The organism is Sphingomonas sp. Root710, from assembly GCF_001429065.1.
Lineage (GTDB): Bacteria > Pseudomonadota > Alphaproteobacteria > Sphingomonadales > Sphingomonadaceae > Rhizorhabdus.
Genome location: NZ_LMIB01000006.1, coordinates 1 through 25,771 on the forward strand (window position 1 = coordinate 1; position 25,771 = coordinate 25,771).

The following is a 25,771-nucleotide window of genomic DNA, read 5'->3' on the forward strand; positions in this document are numbered from 1 at the left end:
AGAACGACCGTTGGGGAGACGCACGGCATGGGCGATATTCTGGGCTATGCCCGCGTCAGCACCGGCGATCAGGATGTTTCGGGCCAAACCATGCGACTGGAGAAGGCSGGCGCCATCAAGGTGTTTACCGACGTCATGTCGGGCAAGAGCATGGAGCGGCCCGGTCTGGCCGAACTGATCGCCTATGCGCGTAAGGGTGATACCCTAGCGGTGGTCCGCCTCGATCGGCTCGGGCGCTCGTTGGCCGAATTGCTCGCCACGGTCGAGACGCTACGCGGCCAGGGCATCGCTCTTCTGAGTCTTGAGGAAAAGATCGACACATCGTCGGCCGCCGGCGAACTCATCTTCCATGTGTTCGGGGCCATTGCCCATTTCGAGCGACGGCTGATTTCCGAGCGGACCAGGGACGGCATCGCTGCCGCACGCGCCAAGGGCAAGCAGCCTGGCCGTCAGCCGCTCGACATGTCCAAGGTGGATGCCGCGATCAAACTGGTTGAAGCCCGTATCTCGCCGACCGAAGCGGCGCGGCAACTCGGCATCGGCCGATCGACTATCTATCGCGAAATGCGCCGCCTTGGCGTGGAAAGGCCTGCCTGAATGTCCAGACCGAAATCCGCTCACGATCTTTCCGGATTGATGAAGTACTTGGGCCGTGCGCCCTGGGACGAGATGATGGACGAGATGCTCGTCGCGCATCTTGGCCCGGCCTGCGATGCGATGGATCTTGAGCCTGATGATATATTCGACATCATCGGCGATCATTGGGAGGCGCAGCTGTGGGGCTGTGCTTTCGAAGACTTGCTCACACAGGAACTCGAGCCTGAAGGCCTCAATCTCGTCGATGAGTATCTCAAGCGCCGGGGCTGGAACGAGAAAGCGCCGAACAAGGCTTACATGCGCGCACTGCGCGATACGGTGATGTCGCTCTATGAGGTTAGCGAGGTCGTCCCCGGGCAGTCGATGACCTTGCGGGATCTTCTGCGCGATATTGCGCCGGTCACGGTGCGCGAACATAGCGCAACGCAGACCCTTGTTAACTGGGACAAGATCGCCGCACGGGTCATCGAGGTGAATGGCCGCCATGGGATTTCCGGCGCCTTATTACCGTTCAGCSCGGACGGCGCCGGGCGAGTGATCGAGGCCTTTTCCCAACTTGAAGACGATGGGCCAGGTACTGACCGACTGTCCCCTCCCGAAAGGGARGGCCTCCTAAAAGCGTCAGGTCCGATTTTCACCAATATCTGGCTGCTTGATTGTCTGGGCAAGGCCATGTCCGGCAGCGTGCCGGAAATGGTCAATGCCGATGGCGATGATCTTGTGTTCCACCGTATCGTGTTCCCCCTGGCGAAGGGCGTGATCGGCAAGAGCGTGGTTCGCAGGCTGAACGCGGCGCAATGGCTGGAACCTGCGAGCGATACGTTCTGGAACTGGCTGGCGCCAGTGACGAAGAACAGGAAACCACGAACGACCAAAGGCGGGCAGGCTTTTGTGACAACCATGGAGGACGGCACACCTGTTTTTGCCAATGTCGAACTGGTGGGTCGCAAACTGATCGTTGAGGTCAATAGCGCCGCCCGCGCGGAGCAAGCGATCACGCAKATGCGCGAATGGCTCGGTGATTGCGTGAGCACACCTATGACCGAAATTCGGACTATGGCCCAGTTCATGGCCGATGACGCCGCCCGCGCTCCGCAGGAAGAGCCGCTCGATATCCCGTCGGACGAAAGGGAGCGCATCGTTCATGAGATGCTGACACGCGAATATACCAAAACGCTTGATGAAGCGGTGCCCGCCCTCGGCAACAAGACACCGCGGGCTTTGGCCCGTACAAAGGCAGGCCGGGCGAAAGTTGCCGACTGGCTAAAATATATAGAGAATGGTGCGGCAAAATCCGGGACTGGCGAGCCAATGGCCACCTATGATTTTACGTGGATGTGGCAAGAGCTGGGGCTGATNCTGGCTAAAATATATAGAGAATGGTGCGGCAAAATCCGGGACTGGCGAGCCAATGGCCACCTATGATTTTACGTGGATGTGGCAAGAGCTGGGGCTGATYGACTTCCGCCGTTGACCGCCCTCACATCGCCGTTCTGGTATTGTTCGGGCTTAGCGTTGTCTGGCGTACCATCCACGCGATGCCCTCCGGTCGCGCGCATCCTCGGGCAGGTCGGCGTGAAAGCGGGCGCGGCGACGACCGGTGAGAAAGCAGTTCTTCATCACGGTCCGGGTCCAGGCGGCGAGGCTTGTTCCCGCCGCGAAGCTGGCGCGCGCGGTCCAGCACCGAAGCATGGTGTCCTGCAGAAGGTCGTCGGCATCGGCGCCCCCTCCAGTCAGTCGCCGCGCATAGGCGCTGAGCGACGCCGCCTGCTCGATCAGCGCTGCTCCGAACGCATTGTCGGGCATGGCGATCGGCAAGGGAACACGGGCAGGTATATCGGACGGCATCTCATTCTCCGGGCAGGGCTCTCCTGCCCCTCAAGCGATATAGGGTGCGGGCGCCGATGTTTCCGGCCAGACCGCTTCAAGGCCCGCTTCGTCCCGTCCCGGTCGATCGGGGCTGCGCCCGTGCTATAAGGCTCCCATATCGCGATCGGAGAGAGACGATGGAGCGCCTGTTCCCGCGCGCCTTGATAGCGTGCATTCGTGAGGCTCGGCCGCCGACGCCGCAGGAGCTTGCATCGATGGCCGAGAAGATCTGGCACGAGGCTTTTCCAGAGCGTCCATTTCGACGCGAGCGCGCCATGACCATCGCCGCCGTAGCGCTCACAGGCGAACGCCAGACGTGCAAGGGACCGCCGGCATCCTGTCCCGCTGAACCATTTCCGGCTAGAATGCGGAGCGCTACGGTCGGCCGATGGTCGCCAGGGCTGTCGTCCAGGAGAGGATGCGCCGCTTGAGCCGGCAACATGCTGGCCGTAGCACCGGCCGGTTTCTTCAAGCAGCCGATGTGGCGGTGGCGGCTCAAATCTCGGTGGGCACCGGCTTGTAAGGCACTCCGATCCGGGTTTCGGCCGTGCCGCGCCGCCGCAGGGTCGCGGCAATGTGGCGGTCGGCCGCCGCGCGATCGATGAAGGCGTGCCGCTGGGCCTGGCCGTGTGAGCCGATCCGGCCCCAGCGGGTTTCCACAACGATCATGCCGAAAAGATCGAGGCTCGCGGTGATGCTGTAGCGCCGGCGGATGTTGCGCGCCGGATCGAGCGCCACCAGCTCGATCGGCTCGGGCAAGGACAGGTTCGCGCCATTCATGGCGCGGAGCCTACGAATTATGCCTCTCCAAGTCCGGCGACTTTCTTGAATCAATGGCACGCCGGTGATTCAAGAAATCGATGGTTCCTCGAAGCGTTACCGCGTCTGCGGGAGTGCGCGACGCTTCTGGCGCTGTTCGAGCCAGGTGGTGAACGCCGACTGGGTGCAAACGTCCAAGGGTTCATAGGTGCCCGGCGCAACACGCCGAAACAGCATGGGGCCGGTCCGAACGGTGCTTCGGCCGAGAGACACCTGGCAGCTATTCCCGGTCATTCCGCACCGGCCACCTATGTTCATCACCGGACTGGTGCGGATGCGAATTGGTCCCGAGACGCGGCCCTTCGTGATGCTGATAACGCGCGCGGGGCGGCTCTGCTCGATCTTATGCCCGGGCCTGAACCATGGTCGTGCTCGTCCGTCCGACCCGCACCAGAAACTGCGCGGTGCCGTCACCGGCGCCCGCCCTATCTCCAACTCACCAACAAGATCGGCTTTGGTGAACGCCGCGCGTCCCGCTGCCTCGATATTGTCGGGCAGGATGCAGGAGCACGCCATGGCGGGCGTGGACGCGCTCAACGCCGCACCGGCCAGAGCCGTGCCGATCGCTCGCGATAGCGACACCATCATCATACCGGGAGGCTACGCCCGCACGGCTGAACGGAGCATGGCCTGAGTGCGCCTATGGAATCGCTGTCGGATCGGCGATGCGCCCGAAAAACAGCACCGCGCCGCTCTTTCGGTCTCGCAGGGTGGCAAGGAAAGGACGATCGACCACCATCTCCGGCACCTGAGGCTCTATCCGCGCACTGGTCACGACGATCTTGACTGCGGTTGCCGCCGCCGCCTCGGTGCCCTCCTCATCGACGCGCAGGAAGGTCGCGTGCGCCACGTCATCGATCGCGAGGCGCGCACCGCTGGCGAGCCCCGACAGGTCCGCACGCTGCTGGTCGAAGGCGCTTGGCATGCCCGCTGCGATCAGCGCTGCCTTCACGCTCTCATCGAACCTCGCTTCGAAGCGGGGCAGAACGATCCGCATCTCGCGAGCCTGCTCCGCGGACAGGTCGAAACGATCATTGCCGCCCTGCTCGCCGGCGAAGAAATCGACACCCTTCAGCTCACGCTCCCAGCGGCGCAGGGTTGCCGCGTCACGTGGCAGGAAAATCTCCATCACGAAACGACCGTTGCGACCATAAGGCAGCGCGATCGCTTGCCCTTCCCGGGTCTCGCGGTAGTCGAACCGGCCAATCCGCTTCATCATCGTGATCGGGATGCGCGTGCCGTCGCCACGCGTGAAGGACCGCGTTTCCGTCTCCTCGAACGGCACCTGCCACTTCGCCTTGAAGTAAAGCGCGTTGGTCAGCACAGCGGCGGTGTCATCCCCGAAGCCGCTCGGAGAGACGATCTCCGAAATCCTGCCCTTCGTCTCGCGCGAAACCCAGCCATTGATCCGCTCGGCCGCTCCGGTGGGATCACCAGCATAATCGACGGTTTCCGGAGCCGCTCCGAAGCCGGCATGCGCCTCGGCGACATACTCGTCCCGGACCGGCAATCCCTTCGCCAGCCACAGCGCGTTCGCGATGCCGAGCGCGGTATCGGCATCGCCGGTGTCGTTAAGCTGGGCATTGTAGGATTTGATGAGCGCAGGGACGTTGCGGGACGAATCCCAACCAAGCACGCGGCCAATCTCCTCGCGCGTGGCGCCCCGCGCGCCAAGGTAGGCGAGCCCCAGGCCCTGCGACAAGCTGACCGGGGAGATGAACAGATTGGCGTTTGCATCGGCCTTCGCTGCCAGGTGCGGGTAGACCTTGACGGTCATTAACGCCGCGCCATAGGTCAGGTCATGCGGCAAAGCCTCGGCGTCGGGCCGGGACAGGCTTGTAGGAAGCGAGCCGGGACTCGGTGCCGGGTCGCGCGTCGCACAGCCACCAAGCGCGAGGATGGCAAGAAGCGGGTATGACAAGGCTGTTTTAGGCATGGCTCTCCCTAAAGGCTTGGCTGCTGATCGTAGAAATCGACCTGCATCCGCATGGCTCCGAGCGGTTCCACGAAATGCGGCTGTTCGGGCAAGATCAGCCCTGGCCGGTCAGGTGTAAGGACCACCTCCGAGGCCGGGTCGAGATAGGTGAGCTTCAATCTCCCTTCGATGACCCGGATCACGCCCCACACACCGGCCTTGGTGCGATGTTCGGAGCGCAGGGCAGCGGGCAATGTCGCCTCATCGAATATGGGCGTCGAGCGGTAGGGAATCACCATTATCTCTTCACTCCCACCTGGATCGTGCATCGCACCGGCTGATCCGCCTTCCTTGCCGCTTGCCGGCATCCTTCGATCTTTTCACGATTGTCGCGCAGCAACCTGTCGGCCGCGACGATCGCCTCCCAGCTCGCCGGTGACGCGCTCGCCATCAAATGCTGCCCGGCATCCCACGGTGTCGCCTCGGCAAGAGCCCGCGTCGCCATGCGTTCGGGCCATTGCCAGCTCGCCGGCGCGATCTCGCGCGCGACCATACCGGGAAGGAAGGACCAGAGGAGGATGCCGATAAGCAACCCGCTCAACCCGAACCATAGTTGACGGTCCTTCTGATCCCGCGCCGTCAGCGCCGATTGAACGACGGTGCGCAGCTCGCGCCCCTGCTGCTTCATCTCGTCGGTGGCGGTCGCGAGGGCGGCATGGTCGGCGCTGCGAAGGTCGGCCGCCGCTCGATTGATCTGCGCCGAAACCTGTGCAGGCGTCATCGCCAGCGCCGGCGACTTCACGATGGCCGTCGTAACCTGGTCCAGGCGTCCGTTGATGCCGTCCAGCCCCTGGACGACATACCCCAGCGTCTCGGAATAGTCGGGCACGTCGATGCTGGCGCGCTCGGCCGCCAGTCCCTCGATGGCGCGGCGCATCAATGCCAGCTCGCCGCGCTGCTGCTCGACCGCGGCGCGCACCTGCTCGAATGCTTCCGCCGCCGCGTCGCCGCCTTCCTCCCATTCCTCGTCCGCCATTGTCTCTCCTTATCGGCTCAACCCTCGATCGCGGCCGATTTCCAGCGAACGGGTCAATTCCTGGCTGATCGGACGATCCCGGCGCATCTCCAGCCCCAGTTCGGGCGCGCGCCGCCGCAGCACGGATTCGAGCTGCGGATCGCGATGCAGTCCTCCCGCCAAGCCATCCATCTTCTTGGCCGTGCGCTCCGCGCCGGCACGATCGCCGCTGCGCGCGAGCTCGGCCCGCTCGCGCGCCATACCTTGCCAGCGCTCCACGAAGCGGTCGGCACGCAGTTCGGGATTGGAACGGACCTGGGCTTCCTCGGCCATTGCCCGCGCCGCCCCGCCGGCTTTGCCTTCGGCCGCGTCGCGCACCAGTGCGGGGTTGCGTTCGAACGCGGAAGCCAAATCCCGAGCCGCCTGGGGGCGCAACCGATCGAGCGCGTCCCCGGCCTTCGCCAGCGCCTCTTTCTGGTGCGGGAGCACAGGCAAGCCCTTCTCGCGCATCCGGTCCATATCGGCCTGGACGCGCGCATAGCGTTCGATCGCCTTGGCCTGATTGGGCGCGGGCGATCCCCGCTCGGAGCCGGTGTTGATCGGCCCCCCTTTGCCGTCGCGCACCGGCTCGGGCGACGTCGGTTTCGGGCGGAAGCCGGCGAACATGCCCTTGGCCTTCGCCTGCACCTTGGCGACCATCTCCCGCGCGAGTTCCGGGAACCGGATCTCGCGCCGCTCGGCGAACGCACGCACCCGGTCCTGCTCGGCCGTAGCGCCCTCACGCCCATAGTCGCCGGCCATGTCCTTTGCGCGGTCACGCGACAGGACACGGGCGAGCTGACGCTGATCGGCAAAATCATCACGCCCATAGTGGAGCTGCGCCCCGTCACGGTGCCGCGACATGCCGACATAGGCCGAATGACGGTCCATCCCCGGCGTCGCCAGCACATGCGCCTGATCCACCGTCACGCCCTGCGACTTATGGATGGTCGCGGCATAGCCATGATCGACATGGGCATAGTCCTTGAGGTCGAACGCGATCCTCCGGCCATCGTCGAGCTGCACCGCCATGCTGTCGGGCGAAACGCGCTCGACCTTTCCCAGCGTGCCGTTCTTCACGCCAAGGCCGCGCTCGTTTTTCAGGAACATGATGCGGTCGCCGCTGGCGAAGTCGCGTGGCCCCCGCTCGGCCGACACGCGCACGTCCGCCCCCAGCTCGCTGGCGTCGCGCAGACGTTCGCGCGCGGCCTGGTTCAAATCGCGCACCTCAGCATTGGTGTGGGTGAGGATGATCCGCGTCTTGTCCGGATCGGCAAGCCGCTGCGCGTCCCAGCGGCCCACCAGCTCGCCCCGCGCAGCTTCGCGCGTGTCGGCCGCGTGGACCATGCCGTGCTGCTCATAGGCATGGATCGCCTCGCCGGTGCGGCCCGTCGCCAGCGCCTTCGTGGCGTCGCGCTGCCAGTCCTCATGCTGCCGGCGAACGTCGCTGATTTCGGCCGCGCCGTGGCGCTCGGCCAGCGCGCGGAACGCCGCGCCGGCCTCGATCGCCTGCAACTGCTCGGCGTCGCCGACAAGAACGACCTTAGCCCCTGCCCGCTCGGCCTCTGACAGCACGCGCTCCATCTGGCGCGTGCCGATCATGCCGGCCTCGTCGATCACCAGCACGTCACGCGGACCTAGCAGCTCGCGCCCCTGGCCCCACTGATATTCCATGCTGGCGATCGTGCGCGACTGGATGCCGGAGCCGCCTTCCAAGCCCTCGGCCGCGATCCCCGACAGGGCCGCGCCGCGCACCTGATAGCCGGCGCGCTCCCATTCGTCGCGCGCAACGCCCAACATGGTCGATTTGCCGGTGCCGGCGTAGCCGACCACAATTGAAAGATCGCCCTTGCCGGTGATATGTGCCAGCGCGGCCTGCTGTTCTGCCCCGAGTGTCAGGCCCCCACTTCCGGCGGCGGCGTCACGATTCCACGCTGCCGCCGGGAGACCATGCCCCTCCCGTCCAGCAAGCCGATCGCCGGCGCGTTCCAACCGCTGCTCGGTGTCGATCATATCGCGCGAGGTAAAGCGGTCCTCGCCGCGTCCGTCCTTGCCCAGCGCCACCAGCTCGGGGCTGGTCCGCGCCGCGCTCATCACCTGGTCGAACTGGTCCTTGCCGTCGCTGTGCCGGAACGCGAACTGCGCCAGGTCGCGCCGCGTGAACGTCGCCTGTTGCCGCGTGATACCGTCGAGCGCGATTTCCGGATTGGCGATGATCTTCTCGCCATTCTCGCGCGCGATCCGCGCATGATCCTCGACCCGCTCCGCCTCAAGGCCCTGTTCGGGCATACGCGATGCCGCTGGCCCGATCTTGTGCTGCGGCTCCAGGTCGATCCCCTGTGCCTCCAAGGTGCGATGATCTATGCGGGCATCAATATCCAGCTCGGCAAGCCGCTCGTTGACATGGTTCGCCCATGCCTCGCGCCACCTCTCCAACAGCTCGGTTCGGTTCCACTCGCGGACCTTCTTCCCGAACCCTTCCCCGTCCACCTCGCGCATCGACAGCATGACATGCGCGTGGGGCTTGGGCATCCCATCCTTGCCCATGTCCCAATGGACATTGAGGTCCGCGACCATGCCGCGTTCGACAAACTGCTTTTCGACAAATTCGCGGGCGAGCGCGACGCCCTGCACCTGATTCATTTCGCGCGGAATCGAGAACTCTACCTCGCGGGCAAGCTGCGCGTCCTTCCTGACCTCCCCCGCCTCGACCTCGTTCCACAAGGTCGTGCGGTCGTTTAAACGCTCCGGCGCACCTTCGGGCAACAGGATTTCCGAATGAACGACGCCGGCCTTGTTCGAGAAATCATGGTCGCGCCCGAGCCGGTCGTCGTGCAGCCGTTCCGCCGCACGATAGGCAGCCGACGCAACGGCGCTCGATCCGTTGGCGCGACTGATGACCTTGGCCGAGAAATGGTAGATCGCCATGACAGCCGCTATACTGCCCTTCTTAGCGCACGTCGGCAACGACGTATAAGCGCGCACTCACCACTCTCTGCCGTTCGCGTGATTGACTTGGCCGCATTTCATGATGGAACCGCTGTCCTGCCAGCGCGATCGTGCTACTGTGCGGCTCCTGTTCGACGGGCGCGAGGGAGAGAGTGATGCGAAAAACGCGCGACTATGACGCCGAATTGCGGGCACTGAGCGACAAGGCCAAGTCTATCAAGGCCAAGAAGATCGAGCAACTTGGGTTACTGGTGACGGCAACCGGGGCCGATGCGCTCGATCTCGACACACTCGCCGGCGCGCTGCTCGCTGCCGTGGAATCGGCCGACGCTGGCGAAAAGGAGGCGTTGCGCTCGCGGGGCGCGGCCTTCTTTCAGGGACGCGGGCGCAAGGCTGGGCGACGCTCTGGCGGCAACGGCGAAAGCGGAAACCAGACTGGCGCAGGCGAGGCACAGGGTTGAAGCCGCCAAGCGCCGCACCGATACGAGAGGATGGGTCGTGCAGCGCCGCGAACGCACCCGCCATCTCATAGAGCTGGGCGGCCTCGTCCAGAAGGCCGGCCTCGTCGAATTGGCCGACGACGATCGCGCAACGCTCTACGGCGCGATGCTCGATCTTGCCGCCCGCGCGCGTGATGATGGCAACGCGCTCGCGCTCTGGAAGCGGCGCGGCAAACGTGCGTTCGACGCGGAAGCGGAAGGACAGGACAGCAAGGAACAGACCGCCCATGACTGACGACACCTCGCGCCTTTCCTGGCAGCTCCTGATGGTCGGCCCCGGCATCGACCACATCACCCCCGATATTCAGGACAAGCTCGCAACCCTGCTCGATCTGCTGCCCGCCACGGCGATCATCAACGTCCAGACCGACGCCGGCTATGTCACCGTCTCACGCGACTGGCCCAGCCATCGCATGGAAACCGTCGATAGCCTGGTGGACGCCATCGCCGCCGCTCAGGGCATCACCGCTATCGACCTGCCCGAAGCGCGCTGACCATGCGCGCCGGCCTCGATCATCTTCCCGCCGCCAAGCGCCGCGAGCTGGAACGGGTCGCCCGCGTCCTGTTCGATGAATTTGAGGATGCCGTCAAAACCAAGCTCTCCGACAAGCGCAAGGGCGGCCGCATCCTCAAGCTGATCCTGTTCGGCTCCTACGCGCGCGGCGATTGGGTCGAGGATCGCGCCAGCGGCTATATCTCCGACTATGATCTGCTCGTCATCGTCAACTCCGAGACCTTCACCGATCTGCAACATGGTGGGCTGTCGCCGACGATCATCTGGTGCGCGAGCTGACCGTCACCCGCCAGCTCGCCACGCCCGTCAATTTCATCGTCCATTCGCTGATGGACGTGAACGACCAGCTCGCGCGCGGCCGTCCCTTCTTCGCCGACATAGCCCGCGATGGGATCGCCCTCTACGAAGCGCCGGGACAGCGCCTCGCCGTGCCGCGCCAGCTCGACGCGCAGGAACGCCACGCCGAAGCCAGGGCGCATTATGACAAGTGGCTCCCCGATGCCGCATACTGCCTGACGCTCGCCGAATATGCGATCCGCGACGGCGAGACCAACCATGCCGCGTTCATGCTCCACCAGGCCGTCGAGCGCGCCTATCATGGCCTGCTGCTCGTCCTGACGCTCTACGCGCCCAAATCGCACCGCATCGGCATCCTGCGCTCGCTTGCCGAAAATCTCGATCCCCGGCTGATCGAAGCCTGGCCGCGCGATACCCGCGCCGCCCGCCGCCATTTTGCGCAGCTCCAGCGCGCCTATGTCGAGGCGCGCTATTCCCATGCCTATGAAATCACCCCCGACGAACTGGCCTGGCTCGTTGACCGCGTGAAGCATCTCCACACGATCGCCGCCGCGATCTGCGCCGAACATCTCGAAAACGACAGCGGGAGGGAATCCTGATGATGGAATGGTTCCGCCAGCTCGGCCGCGCGATCCGCAACCTCGCGCGGCTCGCGCGCGAACAGCCGATATGGGCGATCACGGCCCTCGTCACCAGCCCGGTCGCCCTCATCCGCCACCTGTTCGGCGTCCTGGTCCTGTTCCTCATCACCGGCCTGGTGCTGGGGCTTGGGGTGCCGCTCATTCTTGGCAGGCTGCTCGGCCTGGCCCACGATTCCCATATCTATCAGACCGTCATGATGCTGACGGCGATCGTCGTCATCCTCGTCGCGCTGCGCGCCCTCTTTCAACCGCTGATCCTGCGCTACGGCGGCCCTGCCGGCGATGCCACGCACGGCTCGGCCCGCTTCGCCACCGATCGGGAAACTCGCCCCCTCGCCCAAAATGGCGACGGCCTGCTGATCGGCCGCGACCGCAAGAACGGCAGGCTGCTGCGCTATGCCGGCCCCTCGCATCTGCTGACGATCGCGCCGACGCGCACCGGCAAGGGCGTGGGGACCATCATTCCCAACCTGCTCGACTATCCCGGCCCGGTCGTCTGCATCGACCCCAAGGGCGAGAATGCCCGCATCACCGCCCGCCATCGGGCAAAGTTCGGCCCGGTCCATGTCCTCGATCCGTTCGGGGTGACGGGCCTTCCCGGCGCTGCCTTCAATCCGCTCGATCGCATCGACCCTGCCGGCCTCGATCTCGCCGACGACTGCATGACGCTGGCCGACGCGCTGGTCTATGACGCTCCCGGCGAAGCCGGCGAGGCGCATTGGAACGAGGAAGCCAAGGCGCTGATCGCCGGCATCCTCCTGTGGGTGGCGTGCGACCCGGAATCGCGAGGCCAGGACCGCACGCTGGAAGCGGTGCGCGACTGCCTCACCTTCGCGCCCGATAATTTCCAAAGGATGCTGCGGGAAATGTCGCGCAGCACGCAGGCGCGCGGCCTGATCGCCCGCGCCGCGAACCGCCACCTGGGCAAGTCCGATCGCGAGGCCGCCGGCGTGCTGTCGGCCGCGCAGCGCCATACCCATTTCCTCGATTCGCCGCGCATGTCGGCCGTGCTGGGGCGCTCGGATTTCACCTTCGCCGATGTGAAGGCGCACGCCACCACCGTCTATCTGGTGTTGCCGCCCGATCGGCTCGCCACCTATGCCCGCTGGCTGCGCCTGATGCTCGCGCAAGGGCTGACCGATCTGGCGCGCGCGCCGTCCTCCCCTGCCCGCTCCGTCCTGTTCCTGCTCGATGAGTTCGCCGCCCTCGGCCGCCTCGAACCCGTCGAGCGCGCGATGGGCCTGATGGCCGGCTATGGCATCCAGCTCTGGCCGATCCTGCAAGATGTTCACCAGCTCCGCGCGCTCTACGAGCGCCGCGCCGGCACCTTCCTGTCCAACGCCGGCGTGCTGCAAGTGTTCGGCGTCAACGATCACGACAGCGCCAGGCTCGTCTCCGATCTGCTCGGCCAGGAGACAGTCGTGTTCGAGACGATGAGCCGCGCGATCGACGCGGAGGAAACCGGCATATCGTTCGGATCGCAGCATGTAGCGCGGCCGTTGCTGACGCCGGATGAAGTCCGCACGCTGCGCGAGGATTTGCAGCTCCTGTTCCTTGCGGGGCAACGGCCGATCGTCGCCGCCAAGCTGCGCTACTACGCCGATCGCGAGTTCGCCGGGAAGTTCGACAAGGCGTGAACGGACACTATCGACGAAGTGAAAAAGGCCGTTTGCTGTATAGTGTCAGAACTGCCGCCAAGGGCGGAAGGATAGAATATGGACCAACGCGTCATTGATCTTTGGGACCGGCTCATGGCCTATGGAGAGAGCGGTTCCGCACCTCTTCCGGCGATCCGCGACGAAGTGTTGGAGCTGCACGAAGCGATCACCGATGAGGAAAGCCGGCTCGGCCTCATGCGGATATTCAATCTCGTCTGCGATCTTGTGGCGGTGCATCTCCAAGAGACGAACGGCGATCTTGAAGCCTTCGCCCAGCACCGGCAGGGCCAGATATGGATGTTCCTGCGCGCGGAATGTCTTGTCGATGGCGCGTTGGACCGGAGCCGGCTGCGATATGTGACATGGCGCGAAGTCCAGGCCGGCCGCATGACCGAGGATGATCCGCTGCGCCGCTACGCATTGGGCGATGACTCCGCCTTTGATGAGCTGATGGCCGCGCCGACGCCACCGAAGCGGACGCGCCACTAGGCGCGAATGTATAGGCGTATACAAATATACATGTTCGCCGTCTGTTCGCCCTTGGCGTTGTTTAGCGGACTTTCCGCGCCCTGCCCTGCCGGCTCTTGGCGTAGGATTCCGCCCTCTCCCGCAGCAATGTTCGGGGCCAAATCCGTGAAATCGTTGCCTGGCGCACAAACCTTGAGGCTCGCCGTTTCGATCCCCGACCTCGCGAGGATCTAGCTTTCCAGAAATCGGCCGCATGGGAAGCCCGTAGAGCGCCATTGCCGCTTGGACCCTCCCCGGCCTGCCAAACGTCCAGAATGAAGCCCAGCGGCCCGGAAATCGCCCCTGCTGCGACGTTTCCGCCTCCCCTGCCCTCTCGGCTCGATCACCGCCCTATCCGCCTGGCTTTCCTGGAAAGCCAATTGCGACGGTGCCGCTGGCGCTGTGGTGTCGATAGAAGCGGGGCGTTTAAACGATCCTCAATCTAGCAAAAAGCGTGCCGGCGAAGCCGGCTCATCATGGGGATGCCGGGTGGGAGGATCGCAAAGCGATCCGGGGCGGCCGAAGGCCGCGAGCCGGCGGGGGCGAAGCCCCCAAGAGGCGGCGCTTTTCTTCCCTCTGACCGGTGCCGGTAGCGCGGCGCGAGTGGATCATGCTGCCTCTGTCCCGAAAATCAGGACAAGTTGTTCGATCTGGCGGGACGCTGGTGGGTGAAACCACGATGATCCGGCGTCGAGTGGGCGCTGCGGTTAAAGTTATCCACAGGTCGGCCTAGTGTTAATATATGGGTTAAAGAGTCGTGTTACGGGATTTTGGCGGTTTCATAAGCAACTGAAAATATTAGAATAATCGGGCGTTTTTTTGCCCTCGGCGTCAACGGAACCCCGAATCTGGTGACTCCAGAACCCCGAATCTGCGTCAACGAAACCCCGAATCGCGATCACCCGTCAATGAAACCCCGAACTTTTCCGTTGCGTCAATGAAACCCCGAATCTACGGTGCGCGTCAATGAAACCCCGAATCGAGCCTGACCGTCAACGAAACCCCGAACTCCCGCTTGCCGTCAATGAAACCCCGAACGGCGCGGAGGGACGCCCTCCCCTGCTGCCTGTTCGCTACCCCGATCCCGATCTGTTCATTTGCGATGTTCTCGACGCCATCCCCAAGGATGACATGGCCTCGATGGAGCATCCGATTTTCTCGCTCGCGACCAAGCCCGATCGGCGCGTGTTCCGCTATGAGCATAACGGCAACAAGCTCGAAATCGTCCCCAGCGTCAAAGGGCTGGCGACGATCCACGACAAGGATATTCTGATCTACTGCATCTCCCAGCTCATCGGGAAGATGAACCAGGGGGAGCGACCGAGCCGCACCTTGCACCTCACTGCTCGCGATCTACTGGTGTGGACCAACCGGCAAACCGATGGCGACGGCTATGACCGGCTGCGGAGCGCGTTCGAGCGGCTGTCGGGGACGCGGATCACCACGAATATCAAGGCCGATGGCGAGGAAATCACCGAAGGTTTCGGCCTCATCAATGAATGGCGGATCGTGCGGCAAACCCGCTCCGGCCAAATGTCGGAAATCAAGGTCACGCTATCCGACTGGCTGTTCAAGATGGTTGAGGGGCGCAGCGTCCTGACGCTCCATCGCGACTATTTCCGCCTCCGCAAGCCGCTCGAACGGCGTATCTACGAGCTGGCGCGCAAGCATTGCGGCGCGCAGGAAAAATGGTCGATCTCGGTCGAAACGCTACAGAAAAAGACCGGCGCGAGTAGCCATTTGCGCGTGTTCCGCTCGATGCTGCGCGATCTCGTCGCGCACGATCATCTGCCCGACTATGCCGTGGAAATGAACGGCGATACGGTCACGTTCCGCAATCGCGAGGCTCTGGATACGGTCGAGGCGATCGAGGCGGAACCCGAGCGGCCCTATATCGACCCCGAAGGCTTCCACGACGCCAAGAGCGTTGCGCCTGGCTATGACGTTTACGCGCTCTATGACCAATGGGTGTCATGGTGGATCGACAGCGGGCGGCCGGAACTGAAAAGCCCCCGCGCCGCCTTCATCGGCTTCTGTCGCAACAAGCACAAGACTGCCCCCTTGCGCTAGTATAGGTGTATAGATGTATAGGTGTATAATTGTATACATCTATACTAGCCGGCGATGCGCCCCCTTCCCTTCTTCACAAACAGGTCGTCCAGCGCCTCGCCCAGCAGGCTTTGAACGGTCGTCCCTTCCTCGGCCGCGATAATGCGAAGCTGCGTGCTGACCTCGGGAGGGAAATGCCCGCCAATCAGCTTGGTCCCCTGTCGGCCGCTCGGCGGGGCCTTGCGGGTCACGTCTACCGGCTCGATCGCCGACGCTGGGGCCGGGGCCGCGTCTCCGTCCGCCTTGGCGCGGTTCAGCACCGCTTGCAGACTGTTTCCGCCCTTCGCCATCACGCCACCTCCGCCTGATTGTATAGGCGTATATTTGTATACTCGTATAGTCGGCGGATTTCGTCGGCCGCTGGCCCATGCGGCTCGAACTCCTGCACGGCCCGGCCTGCGGCTTGGGCGCGGAAAAAGGCTTTGCGGTTGCCGATCGTCACCGGGCAAACCGTCGCGCCTAGCTCCGCCACGGCCTGAATCGCATCGCCAGTTTCCTGACCTTGCGGGGGCACGAAGGTAAGGACCACGGCAAAGGCGCGGTCGAGCTGGCGCACCACGTCGAGGGTGTGCGTCATGCTCATCGTGTCGAACACGGCCGTCTTAGTCGGGATCAGGATGAAATCAGCGTGACGCGCTGCCTCATAGGCCACGTCGCGCGCGACCGCCGCCCCGTCGATCACGACAAGATCGGTGCCGGCGTCCTCGCAGGCTTTGAGCATAGCGGGCAGGCGCACCGGCTGAATCGACGCCACGGCGGGCGTGTCGAGCTGGCGCACGTCCTTCCAGAACGAGGCCGTCGCCTGCGGGTCCAGGTCGATGATCGCGGCGACCTTGCCCGCCTGCTCGGCCGCGACTGCCAGACAGGTCGCGAGCGTCGTTTTCCCAACGCCGCCTTTCTGTGAGAGAATGGCGAGAACCTTCATGCTACACTCCTACACGTATAATCCTATACTTGTATACACAATAGACCGGGAGGGGAAGCCCTGTCGTTCCCGAAATGACGATAGGGAGGCGCTGAATCTGAAATGACGAAAGCGCGCCGCATCATTCCTCCGGTTCGGCGTCGTCATCGTCCAGCGGCTCATGCTCCATCTGGCCGTGATCCTCGATCGGGCAAAGCGGCGCTCCGGCCTGCTCAAGCCATTTGCGCGCGGTCCTCACGGTATAGCCGCACGTCGCGCACTCGCATTTGAGCATCCGGGTTTTCTGCTTCTTGGGCGCGGTCGACTCCCCGTCCGTGTCGAGACGGGCATGGGGGAGGGGGCCAACGCACTCCAGGATCGGCGCGATGGCCGCAAGGAACGCCTCGCCGGGGGTGGTGGCGCGCATCGGCCCGACCAGCCCCAGCCCAAGGGCGACCCGTTAAACGTCTTCCCATGCCCTGCCGGGATGCCGACAGCGGCATGGACCAGCTCATGCGCGAGGATGGCTGCGATCTGCGCCGGCATCGCGTCGGGCGCGTGCGCCAGGTCCGGGCGGATGAAGATTTCAAAATGCCCGTCCGCGCTCAACCGATTATCCCAGCACTCGCCAATCGCCTTGGCCTTCGCGCCTCTGCTGGTGAAGCCGATCGCCACGCGCACGCGGTCGGGCAGGGGGGCGTCCAGCACCTCGAACAGCGGGGCCATGCCCGCCGCCACCGCATTGAGCCAGCTTTCGCGGGTTTCGTGGGTCATCGTCCTTACTCCCTTCAAATCGCCTGTTCGGCGATGGCCATGCCATCGGCCGGAACACGGACGCCCAAGAACGCCGGCGAGAGAGGGGGGCAGCGGGATTCGATGGGGGTGGTGCGGCCGCAGCGCAGCGAGGCACGGCCCCGTCTAATCCCGTTGCGGGGGAGAGGCGGCCGGGACCGCCTTTCCCCCTTCAAACAGGATCGACGCCGGCGCACGCCGGCACCATGAAGCGAGACCCGCTTGCGATCTCGCCCCCGCCATGTGGGTCGTCACCTTGGGCCAAGACCGCTTGCGGGCTTGGGGAACGAAGCGAGTAGGGCCACGGTGCCGCGCCAGCGGCAGGCGCCGCCCCCTAGCCTGGATTGAAATTGTTGCTCAACTGAGCTACATTATCGGCTTGACTAAGGAGGTTCCAATGGCCGCTACCGCTTTCGTGCGCGCGCGCATCGACGAAACATTGAAGGATGAAGCCGCCGCCGTGCTGGCCGAGCTGGGGCTGACCGTCTCGGATGTGGTCCGCATGACCCTCACGCGGGTCGCCAAGGATCATGCGTTGCCGTTCGAGCTGAAGGTGCCGAACGCCGAGACGCGCGCCGCGATCGAGGCGTCCCGCGCGACGATGAAGGCTCGCCGCGCCCGTTTCACCGATGCCCAGGAAATGTTCGATGCCCTCGACCAAGAAGCCCGCCAGCAGTAAGCGGGCGGCGTTCCCAAGAGAGGCGTCCTACGAAAAAAGGTTCGTCAAGGATTGGGAGCGGCTGTCGCGCAGCGGGCGCTACAACATGAAACAGCTCAAGGAGGCGATGATGATGCTCATCGCCAACGACGCGCCGTTAGGCCCGGAATGGCTGGATCATCCGCTGAAAGGCGATTGGAGCGATCATCGCGAGTGCCATATCGGCGGCGATTTCCTGCTGATCTATACGATTGAGGGGAATCTGGTGAACTTCGTGCGCGCCGGCACTCATGCGGAACTGTTTGAATAGCCATGCGCGTAATCTTCATTCGCCACGGCGAATCTACCGGCAACGCCGGCGTGCCCTGCCACGATCTCGGCGCGATCGAGCTGACGGAGCTGGGCCAGGAACAGGCACGCGAAGTCGCGGCGAGCTGGATAGAAGCGCCCGCGCTCATCGTCACGTCGCCCTATACCCGCACGCAGCAGACGGCTGCGCCAACGATCGCGCGCTTTCCCGGCGTGCCGGTGGAAGTGTGGCCGATAGAGGAGTTCACCTATCTGCAACCGGCGCGCTGGAACGGCACGCGCAGCGCGGAGCGGATGCCGCACCTCGAACGCTATTGGAGCGCGGCCGATCCTGATTATTGCGACGGGGAAGGGGCGGAGAGCTTCGCCACCCTGCTCCGGCGCTGCGAGGCCGCGCTGGCGCGGCTCGCCGCCATGCCGCCCGCCTCGCTGGTCTATGTGTTCGGGCATGGGCAGTTCATCCAGGCCGCGCGCGCGATCGTGGCCGACGCTCATCTTGACGATCAGGCAAAGATGCGCGCCTTCTGGCGCAAGGGCGAGCCGCCAGCGATCAGCAACGCGCAGCGGGTAGGATTCCGCTGGCATGGCAGGCGCTGGGAATGTGCGCCGGCGATCGCCGCCTAAATCAACGCCAGAGAGGGCGGGGGGCGTCGCTCATCACCCCTGTAGCCGCGAAATCGTCGCTTGGCTGACGTTGAACAGCGCCGCGACCGATCGCTGGGTGTCGCCTGCGTCGAGCTTGCGCCGCGCCTCGGCCTGCTGGTGCGGGGTGAGGGCGCTCTTGCGGCCGAACTTGACCCCGCGCGCCTTGGCCTGGGCGCGGCCAGCGCTGGTGCGCTCGGCGATCCGCTGGCGCTCGTAGCTGGCCGCGACGCCTAGAACGGCAATCACAACTTCGGCGAGCTGCGAGGTCGTGTCCACCATCGGTTCGGCGATCGAGCGGAAGCCGGCCCCGGCCTCCTTTACCGCATGGAGGATGTTCAAGAGGTCGCGCGTGTTGCGGGCGAGGCGATCGGTCGCCGTCACCATCAGCACGTCGCCGGGATCGAGCGCGCCGATCGCGCGCTTGAGCTGGGGCCGCTCGGCCGACGCGCCGCTGATCTTCTCGCGGTAGATCTTCGCGCAGCCCGCCGCCTCAAGCTGGGCGAGCTGCTGGGCCAAATCTTGGCCGTTGGTGGAGACGCGCGCATAGCCGTAAATCATGGCGCGATTCTGCATCAGATTTTTGCATCAGGGAAGGGCACGGAAAAGCGCGGCTTTTGGTTTGATGCGAAACTTTTGACTTCGCACCAGAGCTTTTCCTGTGTGCCCTTTGGCGGGATAACCGAACACACCAGCATTGCTGTCGCTCGCTTAGTTCACGCAGACAGGCACCCTAATCGTATTCATTGGGCCTCCACCTGCGCTCGCTATATGACGAGTTTGCCAGACGGTACGGGTACACTTGCCCTTTTTACGGTTTTTGCTCGTCGGTTGTTCTCGAGGCGGGGGCGCTGAATTGGCTTGGCTATTCGCCGGTTCGCGTGGGGGACAGATACCTTGCCTTTCCATGATTTCGCGATGGCGCCTTCCCTGCTCACCGGCCCAGGCATCGGCCTTGGTTTTCCCTTCAGCCAGAAACCGCCGCTTGTATTCCGCCGTGAGGCGCGCCTTGTCTGCTGCGGGAATAGACGAGGAGGAGCAGCGAGGGATTTCTTCAGCGGATACAGGCAGCGACCAAAGCAAGACTGCCATAGTAGTGGCAGCAATAAAAATACGTAACATGGCAATCTCCCGATCATCTCATGAATTCTCAAACAGACTCTTACGCCGTTGGCCTTCCGATGATGCATAAATCACTTTTGCATCAGGGTAAGGGGACGTCCAACGCCGGGCCCGCTACCTTACGATAGATTCTGCCCGGTTCCGGATTAGCGGACGATAGCGACCCCAAGCCGCAGTCGTGTCGCCTTGCGGTCATAATCGAGCAGATTTTCGCCATAGCCAGCAAAGGCTTGGCCGAAGACATAGACGTTGAGGTTGGTGTCAACGATCTTGTCCAGCGGATAGGAAAGCTCAGCGTCTATTGCGCCCTTGCCCGACGAGAAATTAATGCGGCTGTTGGTAGTCAGTCGCAGCCCGTCGTCACGGCCAAACTCCGCGAACAAGGACGTGTGGCCGCGATAGCGTTTCACATCCGGATTGTCTTCAAGGTCACCGACATAGAAGGAGTAGCGCGGGCCCAGCGACAGCTTGTAGTCTCCGATCGGTATCGTCGCCACAGGCTGGACATAGAGGGTGTTGAGGCTGCGCGACGCCAACCCATCGCGGCCGTTGGACTCATGGCGCAGCCCCGCCTGTCCGCCGAACGCCAATGTGCCCTTCGATACGGCCGGTAGCAGGTAGAAAAGTTCGGGCATGAAATCGATGTTACGGAAGGGCGAAGAATCCCCGCCCAGATCCCAGAACAGGCGCTGGGTATAGGGCCCAGTCGGCCCGAAGCTGCGATTTTGGCCATGTTGAAGAACAAAGATTGAACATGGCGATCTACCAGGCTCGCTCTTGTCCTCCAATCTCGTAAACATCGGTCTCGATCGAGCACCTGTAGCTCTCTGCGATGTTGAACATCTCTGTCTGGAGAGATGCGATCTCATCATCGAGGCTGACGCCATCGGCACCCTGATCATAGGCGACGGTCAGCGTGTAATCGCAGTTCCCGGTCTTTTGCATCTGGTAATCCCGCTCCAGCATCGCCTCAATGCGCTCGCGAGCGGGCTTTCTGCCACGACCATGCTTGTTGAAGTTCTCGATGGTCAGATGCAGGGCGATGGTGACAGAAGGCGGCTTTTCCGGCAGCCCGATCCTTGAAGGAATGACGTCAAGCGCCCGATAGACGGTCATTCTTGAGATCTTGAGGTCGCGCGCGACGCTGGCCTTGCTCGCGCCGGCGGTGATCCGGCGTCGGATTTCATCGTCATCGATGTTTTTCTTCCGGCCTTTGTAGACGCCTTCGGCGCGCGCCGCCTCGATCCCGGCGCGCTGCCGGTCCTTGATGAACGTCAGTTCCATGTCCGCGACCATGCCCAGAATGGTGATCACCATCCGCCCCATGCTTCCGGCCGTCGTCACCTCCGGCTCAAGCACCCGCAATGAGGCTCCCTTCTGGTCGAGTTCATGAACCAGATTGAGAACATCGCGTGTGGAGCGACCGAGCCGATCGAGACGCAGGACGACGAGTTCGTCATCGGCGCGCAGGAACTGCATGATCGTCTCAAGCTCCGTGCGTCCAGTGCGCGATGCGCCCGAGCCTGTTTCGGAGCGGAGGATTTCACAGCCCGCTGCCTTCAACCGGGCAACCTGGATGTCGAGATCCTGGTCGATGGTGCTGACGCGGGCGTAGCCGACGCGGGTCATGGGCAAATCCGTCACATTAGGGTGGCTTTGCCCTCGTACAGTAACATTGGTGACGGAACCACCCTTTTGTGACATGTCGTATATGTCACTTCCGATCGTCACGTTCGGGTGCACCCAAATGGTGCGAGCGGAAAGGCCCCGGTCAGGCAGCAAGCCGCCCAAAATCGATCCGGCTATTCAGATCGAGGTCGAAGCGGCCATAAGGATTGACGTGGCTGTAAATCAGCGGTGTGAGGCCGCGATAATCATCCGGCGTCATCCGGCCCGTCCATTTCGGTTCCACCAGCACGCTCTGAAGCATTCGGGTGTTCACATAGACAAGCGACGCTTGCAGCAAATGTAGCGCCAGGACCGAGAGCTGCTGCTCATCGATGCGGTTAGTGGCGATCTCGCCGCCCTTGCCGAAGAAAACGAACCCATTGGCACTGTTCCAGTTTTCAACGACATTCAGGCCTTCATGAATTTCGCGGCGGAAGGACTCCTCGCGCAGATACCGGCACAGGAAGATCGTCTTGACCGCGCGGCCCAGCTCACTCAACGCCTTGTAGGTCGGGTGCATCACCTCGGAGCGGCTAAACCGGCGCAGGATCGCCTCCGGGTCGGCGGTTTTTGTCTGCATCGCGGCTGCATATTTGACCATCTCGTCATATTGCTGCTCGATCTCATCCCAGTTGATCGGACTGGAGAGGATCGGCTGCAAGTGGGGAAGCCGCGTTCGCATGCCGACATCGGGAAGAGCCAGCTTCTGGCGAGCGATCGCTTTCAGGCGGGGTGCAAGCTCAAATCCGAGAAGCCGGCAAAATGCAAAGCCAACCGCGCTTTGGCCATGACTATCAACATATTGTCGCTGGATTTCCATGTCGGTGCAATGGCGCAGCACGCCCTCGATCATGGAGGCGACCTCGGAGGAAGAGCAGCGCTTGAGCTGGGAATAGACGCATGTCGCGCGTCGTTCGACATGCCAGTAGATCATGACGCCCCGTCCACCATAACGCGCATGCCATTCCGTCATCAGGTTGCGATCCCAGGCTCCGAACTTTGTGGAATCTGACGCACAGGCCGTGCCGGCGTCCCCCCAGACTGCAGCATTGCGGATTGCCAGGGTCGCATTCGCAACCCTGGCACACGCCTCCTTGAGCGCCGCGGCATGAACGAAGCGGCGATGGACATGCAGCAGCTCTTCATAGCTGACATCGGGGGTGGCGCCGGCGATCCGCTTGAGCCCGGCATTCGTTCCCAGGCCGTAGAGGCATAGCAGGAGACGTTGATCCAGCGCGGTTTTCGGCAGTGCAACACGCGAGGCCGATGTTTCGAACGCTTCGAGAAGTCCCGTATCAAGGGCAGCCTCCTTCAGTACGTCGAGCAGCCCGGTCATCGGCCAGCGTTGGCCGATCTCGGTCTTGATCGAGGCGAGACCCCTGGGTTCGGGCAAGGGTTTGAACGGGGTGAGAGATATACGGTTCTCGCCGCGCCACAGCAGCCGAACCTTGTCGTTCCGGGGAATATTGGCATTGAGGAGCAACAGTTCCTGAGCAAGCTCTTCCCGGATGGCGCTTGAAAATGCACGCGCATCCGCCGTCAGGTTCAATCCTGTGTAATATGCTTCTCGCCGCGCATCGAAGTCCTTGGGAAGATCGTCATCGGGATTGCGGTATCGGTCCGCCCCGACAACCCAGATTTCCTTAGAACGGATGCGATCGCGCAGTTGCGCGAGGACACAAAGCTCATAACTGATCCGGTTTACGCGCCCCTCTTCATCAATGACGGAACTGCGCCATCTCGCCGGAATGACCTCGTCGACCGGCACTGCGTGCGGCGGCACGTAGCGGCATCCATCATCCACTTTGCTTCTGATCCAGTCCAGGGCCGCCAGCACCGGACGCCACACGGCGTTGTTCGACCGGAACTCCAGTGCCGAAAGCAGGCTTGGCAGCATACGGCGATAATGATTGGCCCATGACCTCCGCATCACCTTGTAGATCCGCCGATCCAAGGCGCCCTTTGCCTGGCTTTCCTTGATGATCGCCGCCAGTTTGTCCTTGCCGGCGATTGGGAAAATGACATCGCAGATGCGCCCGGATGGATCGTCGATCGAAGCGCTGGCAATCTCGACCAGGAGTCGCTCCTTGCCATAGACCCGCTCGATGTCTTTCGCGATATCGCCCACCACCTTGCGTTTCGAGCGCGATCCGATCTTATGGACCGTCTCGATCAGCAGGTCGACCATCGCATCCGTAAGCTGAGCTTCCCGCGCCATCAGATAAACGGCATAGAGCCCGAGCTGGCGCGCCGGTACATGCCGGCGCATCTCCGAGGCTTTCTCGCCGGCAACCCGGCGAACGATCTGATCGACCCATGCCTTGCCCGTGACCGATAGGAAATCTCGGGGAAGAGCAAGCCGTTGGATAAAGGCGAGTTTGGCGGTCACGCCAAGAATGTTTTCGAGCGTCGCCTGACCTGCATCCCCCTTCATCGTGTTGAAGCCGGTCGGGCCATCGGGATCGGCGAGCGAGGCTTCCAGCAAGGCGACCGCATCCGGCGCAAGCCGATCGCGGACTCGGGCCAACAGGGCCTCCAGATAGAGGTGTCGTTGCGAACGGACGAGGCGTTCCAGCTCCTTGCGCGACGGCCCATAGATACGGCGGTCGCGGCACCACAGGAAAACATGCTCGAGCATGGCATTGATCGGCTGCCCGCCCGCACAAAGATCGTCGGAAATCCACCTCGACAACGCCCTGCGATCCGTCTGCGTCATACGGCGGAACCCGAGATGCCGCAAAATCTCCGCGCAATGCCGGCGGGCGGTGCGCCCGGAAAAATCATAGTGGTTCACGGATTTGGCATCGAGACCAAGTTGCTCCGCCAGATACAAGACACCGTCGGAGGGTATCGACGCATGATCCGGCACAAAGAAGCCATGCCCGGCGAAAAATCTAAGCTGAACCGCCAATCCCAGTCGTGCCGTCTCCGCTTTGCCGGTCACGAACGCGATGTCCGAAAAACTCAGGCTCCAGGAGCCGATCAGATCCCCACTCGAAACGCCAAGGCTCATAACGCCGCTCCCTTATCGGAGCGGAACGTCGTTCCTCGCATGGGCGATCGTCAACAACAACCCTGCTCGTCCTGCGTTCCGATATCGCCGGTGTGCAGCCAGCCGCCCGCAAGGGTTTCCGCGGTGAGGTCCGGCAGATTGTGATATCTGTCGAGCGCTGCCGGGCTGCGCACGCAAATCTCCCCTGTTTCGCCGGCGGGAATCGGATCGCCGTCTTCGTCGAGCAACGCGACGGTCGCGGACGCCGCAGGAAACCCGCATGAGCTCAGAAGGTGCGGTGTATCCGCTTTATGATCCGCGCGCCGCAGGACGCTGAGCGGAAGACATTCGGTCTGTCCGTAAGCCTGCGACATGACCGGGCCTAGGCGCTCGATCGCTTCGAGAAGCCTCGGTGGCGTAATCGAGGAGGCACCGTAGAGCAGCGTCTCCAAAGAAGACATATCATGTCGGTCGAGCGACGGATGGTCGAGCAGCGTATAGATCATGGACGGGACTAGGAACGTGAAATTGATCCTCTCGCGTTCGATGGTGGCCAACGCCTGCTCGACATCGAAGCCTCGCATCAGGTGGATGGTCCCTCCGCGCCAGAGCAGCGGCAGTAGGAACGTGCCAGCCGCATGGCTGTTGGGAGCGACGCCGAGATAGCGCGGCGCGACAGGCAGCTCATAGTCGCTCAAGGGCGCGAAAAGCGCGAAGGCACTTGCAGTGGCTCTGTTGCAAAGATTGGCGGCAGTCAGAGGTAGGCTGTCGCTCTGCGCCGATCAGGCGGCTGCTGCGAAATGGTGGTTGAGCATGCCCATGGCCTCGAGGGCCCAATGCCAAAAGCTCTCTCCACAAGGCGCACCTCGCCCCTGATGCCGGGCTGCAGGCACCAGGGGCGAGCCTGTCCTTTGCGCAGGGCTCGCATGACTTCGAATCCCTTGATCGTGGCATAGGCCGTGGGGATCGATTTGAAACCGCGCACCGGCTTGATCAGTATCTTGAGCTTTCCGTGATCGGCCTCGATCACGTTATTGAGATACTTCACCTGCCGGTGGGCCGTCTCCCGGTCCAGCTTTCCTTCGCGCTTCAATTCGGTGATCGCTGCACCATAGCTCGGCGCTTTGTCGGTATTGAGCGTGGCAGGCTTTTCCCAGTGCTTCAGGCCTCGCAGGGCCTTGCCCAGGAACCGCTTCGCTGCCTTGGCGCTGCGGGTCGGCGACAGGTAGAAATCGATCGTGTCGCCCCGCTTGTC

At 63.3% G+C, this 25,771-nt stretch carries 25 protein-coding genes and 2 pseudogenes; 12 read left to right on the forward strand and 15 right to left on the reverse strand.

Going from position 1 to position 25,771, the window contains the following annotated elements:
• Positions 1–27: 27 nt before the first annotated feature.
• A complete protein-coding gene (locus tag ASE00_RS09560; RefSeq protein ID WP_017501669.1) occupies positions 28–597 on the forward strand; it encodes a recombinase family protein in 570 nt (189 codons plus the stop codon).
• 1,509 nt (positions 598–2,106) lie between these two features.
• Here the strand turns inward: ASE00_RS09560 and ASE00_RS09570 are convergent.
• Both ASE00_RS09570 and ASE00_RS09575 read right to left on the reverse strand, forming a co-directional pair.
• On the reverse strand, positions 2,107–2,445 hold the full coding sequence (locus ASE00_RS09570) for an RNA polymerase sigma factor (RefSeq protein ID WP_230190403.1): 339 nt from the start codon (positions 2,443–2,445) through the stop codon (positions 2,107–2,109).
• 516 nt (positions 2,446–2,961) lie between these two features.
• On the reverse strand, positions 2,962–3,246 hold the full coding sequence (locus ASE00_RS09575) for a WGR domain-containing protein (RefSeq protein WP_017501672.1): 285 nt from the start codon (positions 3,244–3,246) through the stop codon (positions 2,962–2,964).
• 289 nt (positions 3,247–3,535) lie between these two features.
• Between ASE00_RS09575 and ASE00_RS23425 the strand changes: the two genes are divergently transcribed.
• Positions 3,536–3,919 (forward strand): hypothetical protein, encoded by a 384-nt coding sequence (locus tag ASE00_RS23425; protein ID WP_157102546.1) that lies wholly within the window; start codon positions 3,536–3,538, stop codon positions 3,917–3,919.
• 6 nt (positions 3,920–3,925) lie between these two features.
• Here the strand turns inward: ASE00_RS23425 and ASE00_RS09585 are convergent, their stop codons facing one another.
• Genes ASE00_RS09585 through traA form a run of 4 tightly spaced genes read right to left on the reverse strand, consistent with a single transcriptional unit; the run spans position 3,926 to position 9,182 of the window.
• The gene (locus ASE00_RS09585) at positions 3,926–5,221 is read right to left on the reverse strand and encodes a serpin family protein (protein WP_230190404.1); all 1,296 of its coding nucleotides are present in this window, start codon (positions 5,219–5,221) and stop codon (positions 3,926–3,928) included.
• Positions 5,222–5,229: 8 nt separating this feature from the next.
• Positions 5,230–5,499: a DUF1971 domain-containing protein gene (locus ASE00_RS09590; protein ID WP_010339208.1), complete on the reverse strand. Its 270-nt coding sequence runs from the start codon at positions 5,497–5,499 to the stop codon at positions 5,230–5,232.
• Positions 5,499–6,236, reverse strand: coding sequence for a DUF6118 family protein (locus ASE00_RS09595; protein WP_017501675.1), 738 nt, complete (start codon positions 6,234–6,236; stop codon positions 5,499–5,501). The genes ASE00_RS09590 and ASE00_RS09595 overlap by 1 nt, the downstream gene beginning before the upstream one ends.
• 9 nt (positions 6,237–6,245) lie before the next feature.
• Entirely contained in the window at positions 6,246–9,182 is a 2,937-nt protein-coding gene (gene traA / locus ASE00_RS09600) for a Ti-type conjugative transfer relaxase TraA (protein ID WP_056379736.1), read from the reverse strand.
• A gap of 176 nt (positions 9,183–9,358) precedes the next feature.
• Here traA and ASE00_RS09605 point away from each other — a divergent pair, with 176 nt between their 5' ends.
• From ASE00_RS09605 to ASE00_RS09635, 7 genes and pseudogenes are all read left to right on the forward strand, one after another.
• The gene (locus tag ASE00_RS09605) at positions 9,359–9,664 is read left to right on the forward strand and encodes a conjugal transfer protein TraD (RefSeq protein ID WP_017501677.1); all 306 of its coding nucleotides are present in this window, start codon (positions 9,359–9,361) and stop codon (positions 9,662–9,664) included.
• Positions 9,665–9,701: 37 nt separating this feature from the next.
• Complete coding sequence (locus ASE00_RS09610) at positions 9,702–9,938, forward strand: conjugal transfer protein TraD (RefSeq protein WP_017501678.1); 237 nt, start codon at positions 9,702–9,704, stop codon at positions 9,936–9,938.
• The gene (locus ASE00_RS09615) at positions 9,931–10,197 is read left to right on the forward strand and encodes a hypothetical protein (protein WP_026109288.1); all 267 of its coding nucleotides are present in this window, start codon (positions 9,931–9,933) and stop codon (positions 10,195–10,197) included. The genes ASE00_RS09610 and ASE00_RS09615 overlap by 8 nt, the downstream gene beginning before the upstream one ends.
• A 2-nt stretch (positions 10,198–10,199) precedes the next feature.
• Positions 10,200–11,113: pseudogene (locus ASE00_RS09620) on the forward strand (HEPN domain-containing protein).
• A gap of 2 nt (positions 11,114–11,115) precedes the next feature.
• On the forward strand, positions 11,116–12,792 hold the full coding sequence (locus ASE00_RS09625; protein ID WP_026109289.1) for a type IV secretory system conjugative DNA transfer family protein: 1,677 nt from the start codon (positions 11,116–11,118) through the stop codon (positions 12,790–12,792).
• A gap of 78 nt (positions 12,793–12,870) precedes the next feature.
• Positions 12,871–13,302 carry a hypothetical protein gene (locus ASE00_RS09630; RefSeq protein ID WP_017501681.1) on the forward strand — a complete coding sequence of 144 codons (432 nt, stop codon included), beginning with the start codon at positions 12,871–12,873 and terminating at the stop codon, positions 13,300–13,302.
• Between the two features lie 984 nt (positions 13,303–14,286).
• Positions 14,287–15,390, forward strand: coding sequence for a replication initiator protein A (locus tag ASE00_RS09635; protein WP_004213366.1), 1,104 nt, complete (start codon positions 14,287–14,289; stop codon positions 15,388–15,390).
• A 44-nt stretch (positions 15,391–15,434) separates the two neighbouring features.
• On the opposite strand, the gene ASE00_RS09640 is transcribed toward ASE00_RS09635, so the two are convergent.
• From ASE00_RS09640 to ASE00_RS09650, 3 genes and pseudogenes are all read right to left on the reverse strand, one after another.
• Positions 15,435–15,719 (reverse strand): ribbon-helix-helix domain-containing protein, encoded by a 285-nt coding sequence (locus ASE00_RS09640; RefSeq protein ID WP_017501683.1) that lies wholly within the window; start codon positions 15,717–15,719, stop codon positions 15,435–15,437.
• Positions 15,719–16,354 (reverse strand): AAA family ATPase, encoded by a 636-nt coding sequence (locus ASE00_RS09645; RefSeq protein WP_017501684.1) that lies wholly within the window; start codon positions 16,352–16,354, stop codon positions 15,719–15,721. Before ASE00_RS09645 ends, ASE00_RS09640 begins: the two co-directional genes overlap by 1 nt.
• A 121-nt stretch (positions 16,355–16,475) precedes the next feature.
• Positions 16,476–17,107, reverse strand: a pseudogene (locus ASE00_RS09650) (transcription elongation protein SprT).
• Between the two features lie 415 nt (positions 17,108–17,522).
• Here ASE00_RS09650 and ASE00_RS09655 point away from each other — a divergent pair.
• The 3 genes from ASE00_RS09655 to ASE00_RS09665 are packed head-to-tail and all read left to right on the forward strand — an operon-like array spanning position 17,523 to position 18,716.
• Positions 17,523–17,804, forward strand: a complete 282-nt coding sequence (locus tag ASE00_RS09655) for a type II toxin-antitoxin system RelB/DinJ family antitoxin (protein WP_017501687.1) — start codon at positions 17,523–17,525, stop codon at positions 17,802–17,804.
• Complete coding sequence (locus tag ASE00_RS09660) at positions 17,773–18,093, forward strand: type II toxin-antitoxin system YafQ family toxin (RefSeq protein WP_026109291.1); 321 nt, start codon at positions 17,773–17,775, stop codon at positions 18,091–18,093. Before ASE00_RS09655 ends, ASE00_RS09660 begins: the two co-directional genes overlap by 32 nt.
• 2 nt (positions 18,094–18,095) lie before the next feature.
• Complete coding sequence (locus ASE00_RS09665) at positions 18,096–18,716, forward strand: histidine phosphatase family protein (RefSeq protein ID WP_017501689.1); 621 nt, start codon at positions 18,096–18,098, stop codon at positions 18,714–18,716.
• Positions 18,717–18,749: 33 nt separating this feature from the next.
• Here ASE00_RS09665 and ASE00_RS09670 read toward each other — a convergent pair whose 3' ends face one another.
• The 6 genes from ASE00_RS09670 to ASE00_RS09695 form a co-directional block, all read right to left on the reverse strand.
• Complete coding sequence (locus ASE00_RS09670; RefSeq protein WP_017501690.1) at positions 18,750–19,310, reverse strand: recombinase family protein; 561 nt, start codon at positions 19,308–19,310, stop codon at positions 18,750–18,752.
• A 692-nt stretch (positions 19,311–20,002) separates the two neighbouring features.
• The gene (locus ASE00_RS09675; protein WP_171010093.1) at positions 20,003–20,728 is read right to left on the reverse strand and encodes a phospholipase A; all 726 of its coding nucleotides are present in this window, start codon (positions 20,726–20,728) and stop codon (positions 20,003–20,005) included.
• The gene (locus ASE00_RS09680) at positions 20,619–21,485 is read right to left on the reverse strand and encodes a recombinase family protein (protein WP_006961816.1); all 867 of its coding nucleotides are present in this window, start codon (positions 21,483–21,485) and stop codon (positions 20,619–20,621) included. The genes ASE00_RS09675 and ASE00_RS09680 overlap by 110 nt, the downstream gene beginning before the upstream one ends.
• Positions 21,486–21,627: 142 nt before the next feature.
• Positions 21,628–24,537: a Tn3 family transposase gene (locus tag ASE00_RS09685; RefSeq protein WP_006961814.1), complete on the reverse strand. Its 2,910-nt coding sequence runs from the start codon at positions 24,535–24,537 to the stop codon at positions 21,628–21,630.
• A 50-nt stretch (positions 24,538–24,587) separates the two neighbouring features.
• Positions 24,588–25,214, reverse strand: coding sequence for an AMP-binding protein (locus ASE00_RS09690; RefSeq protein WP_056379738.1), 627 nt, complete (start codon positions 25,212–25,214; stop codon positions 24,588–24,590).
• Positions 25,215–25,270: 56 nt separating this feature from the next.
• A partial coding sequence (locus ASE00_RS09695) for an IS6 family transposase (RefSeq protein WP_414819844.1) occupies positions 25,271–25,771 on the reverse strand: 501 nt, incomplete at its 5' end.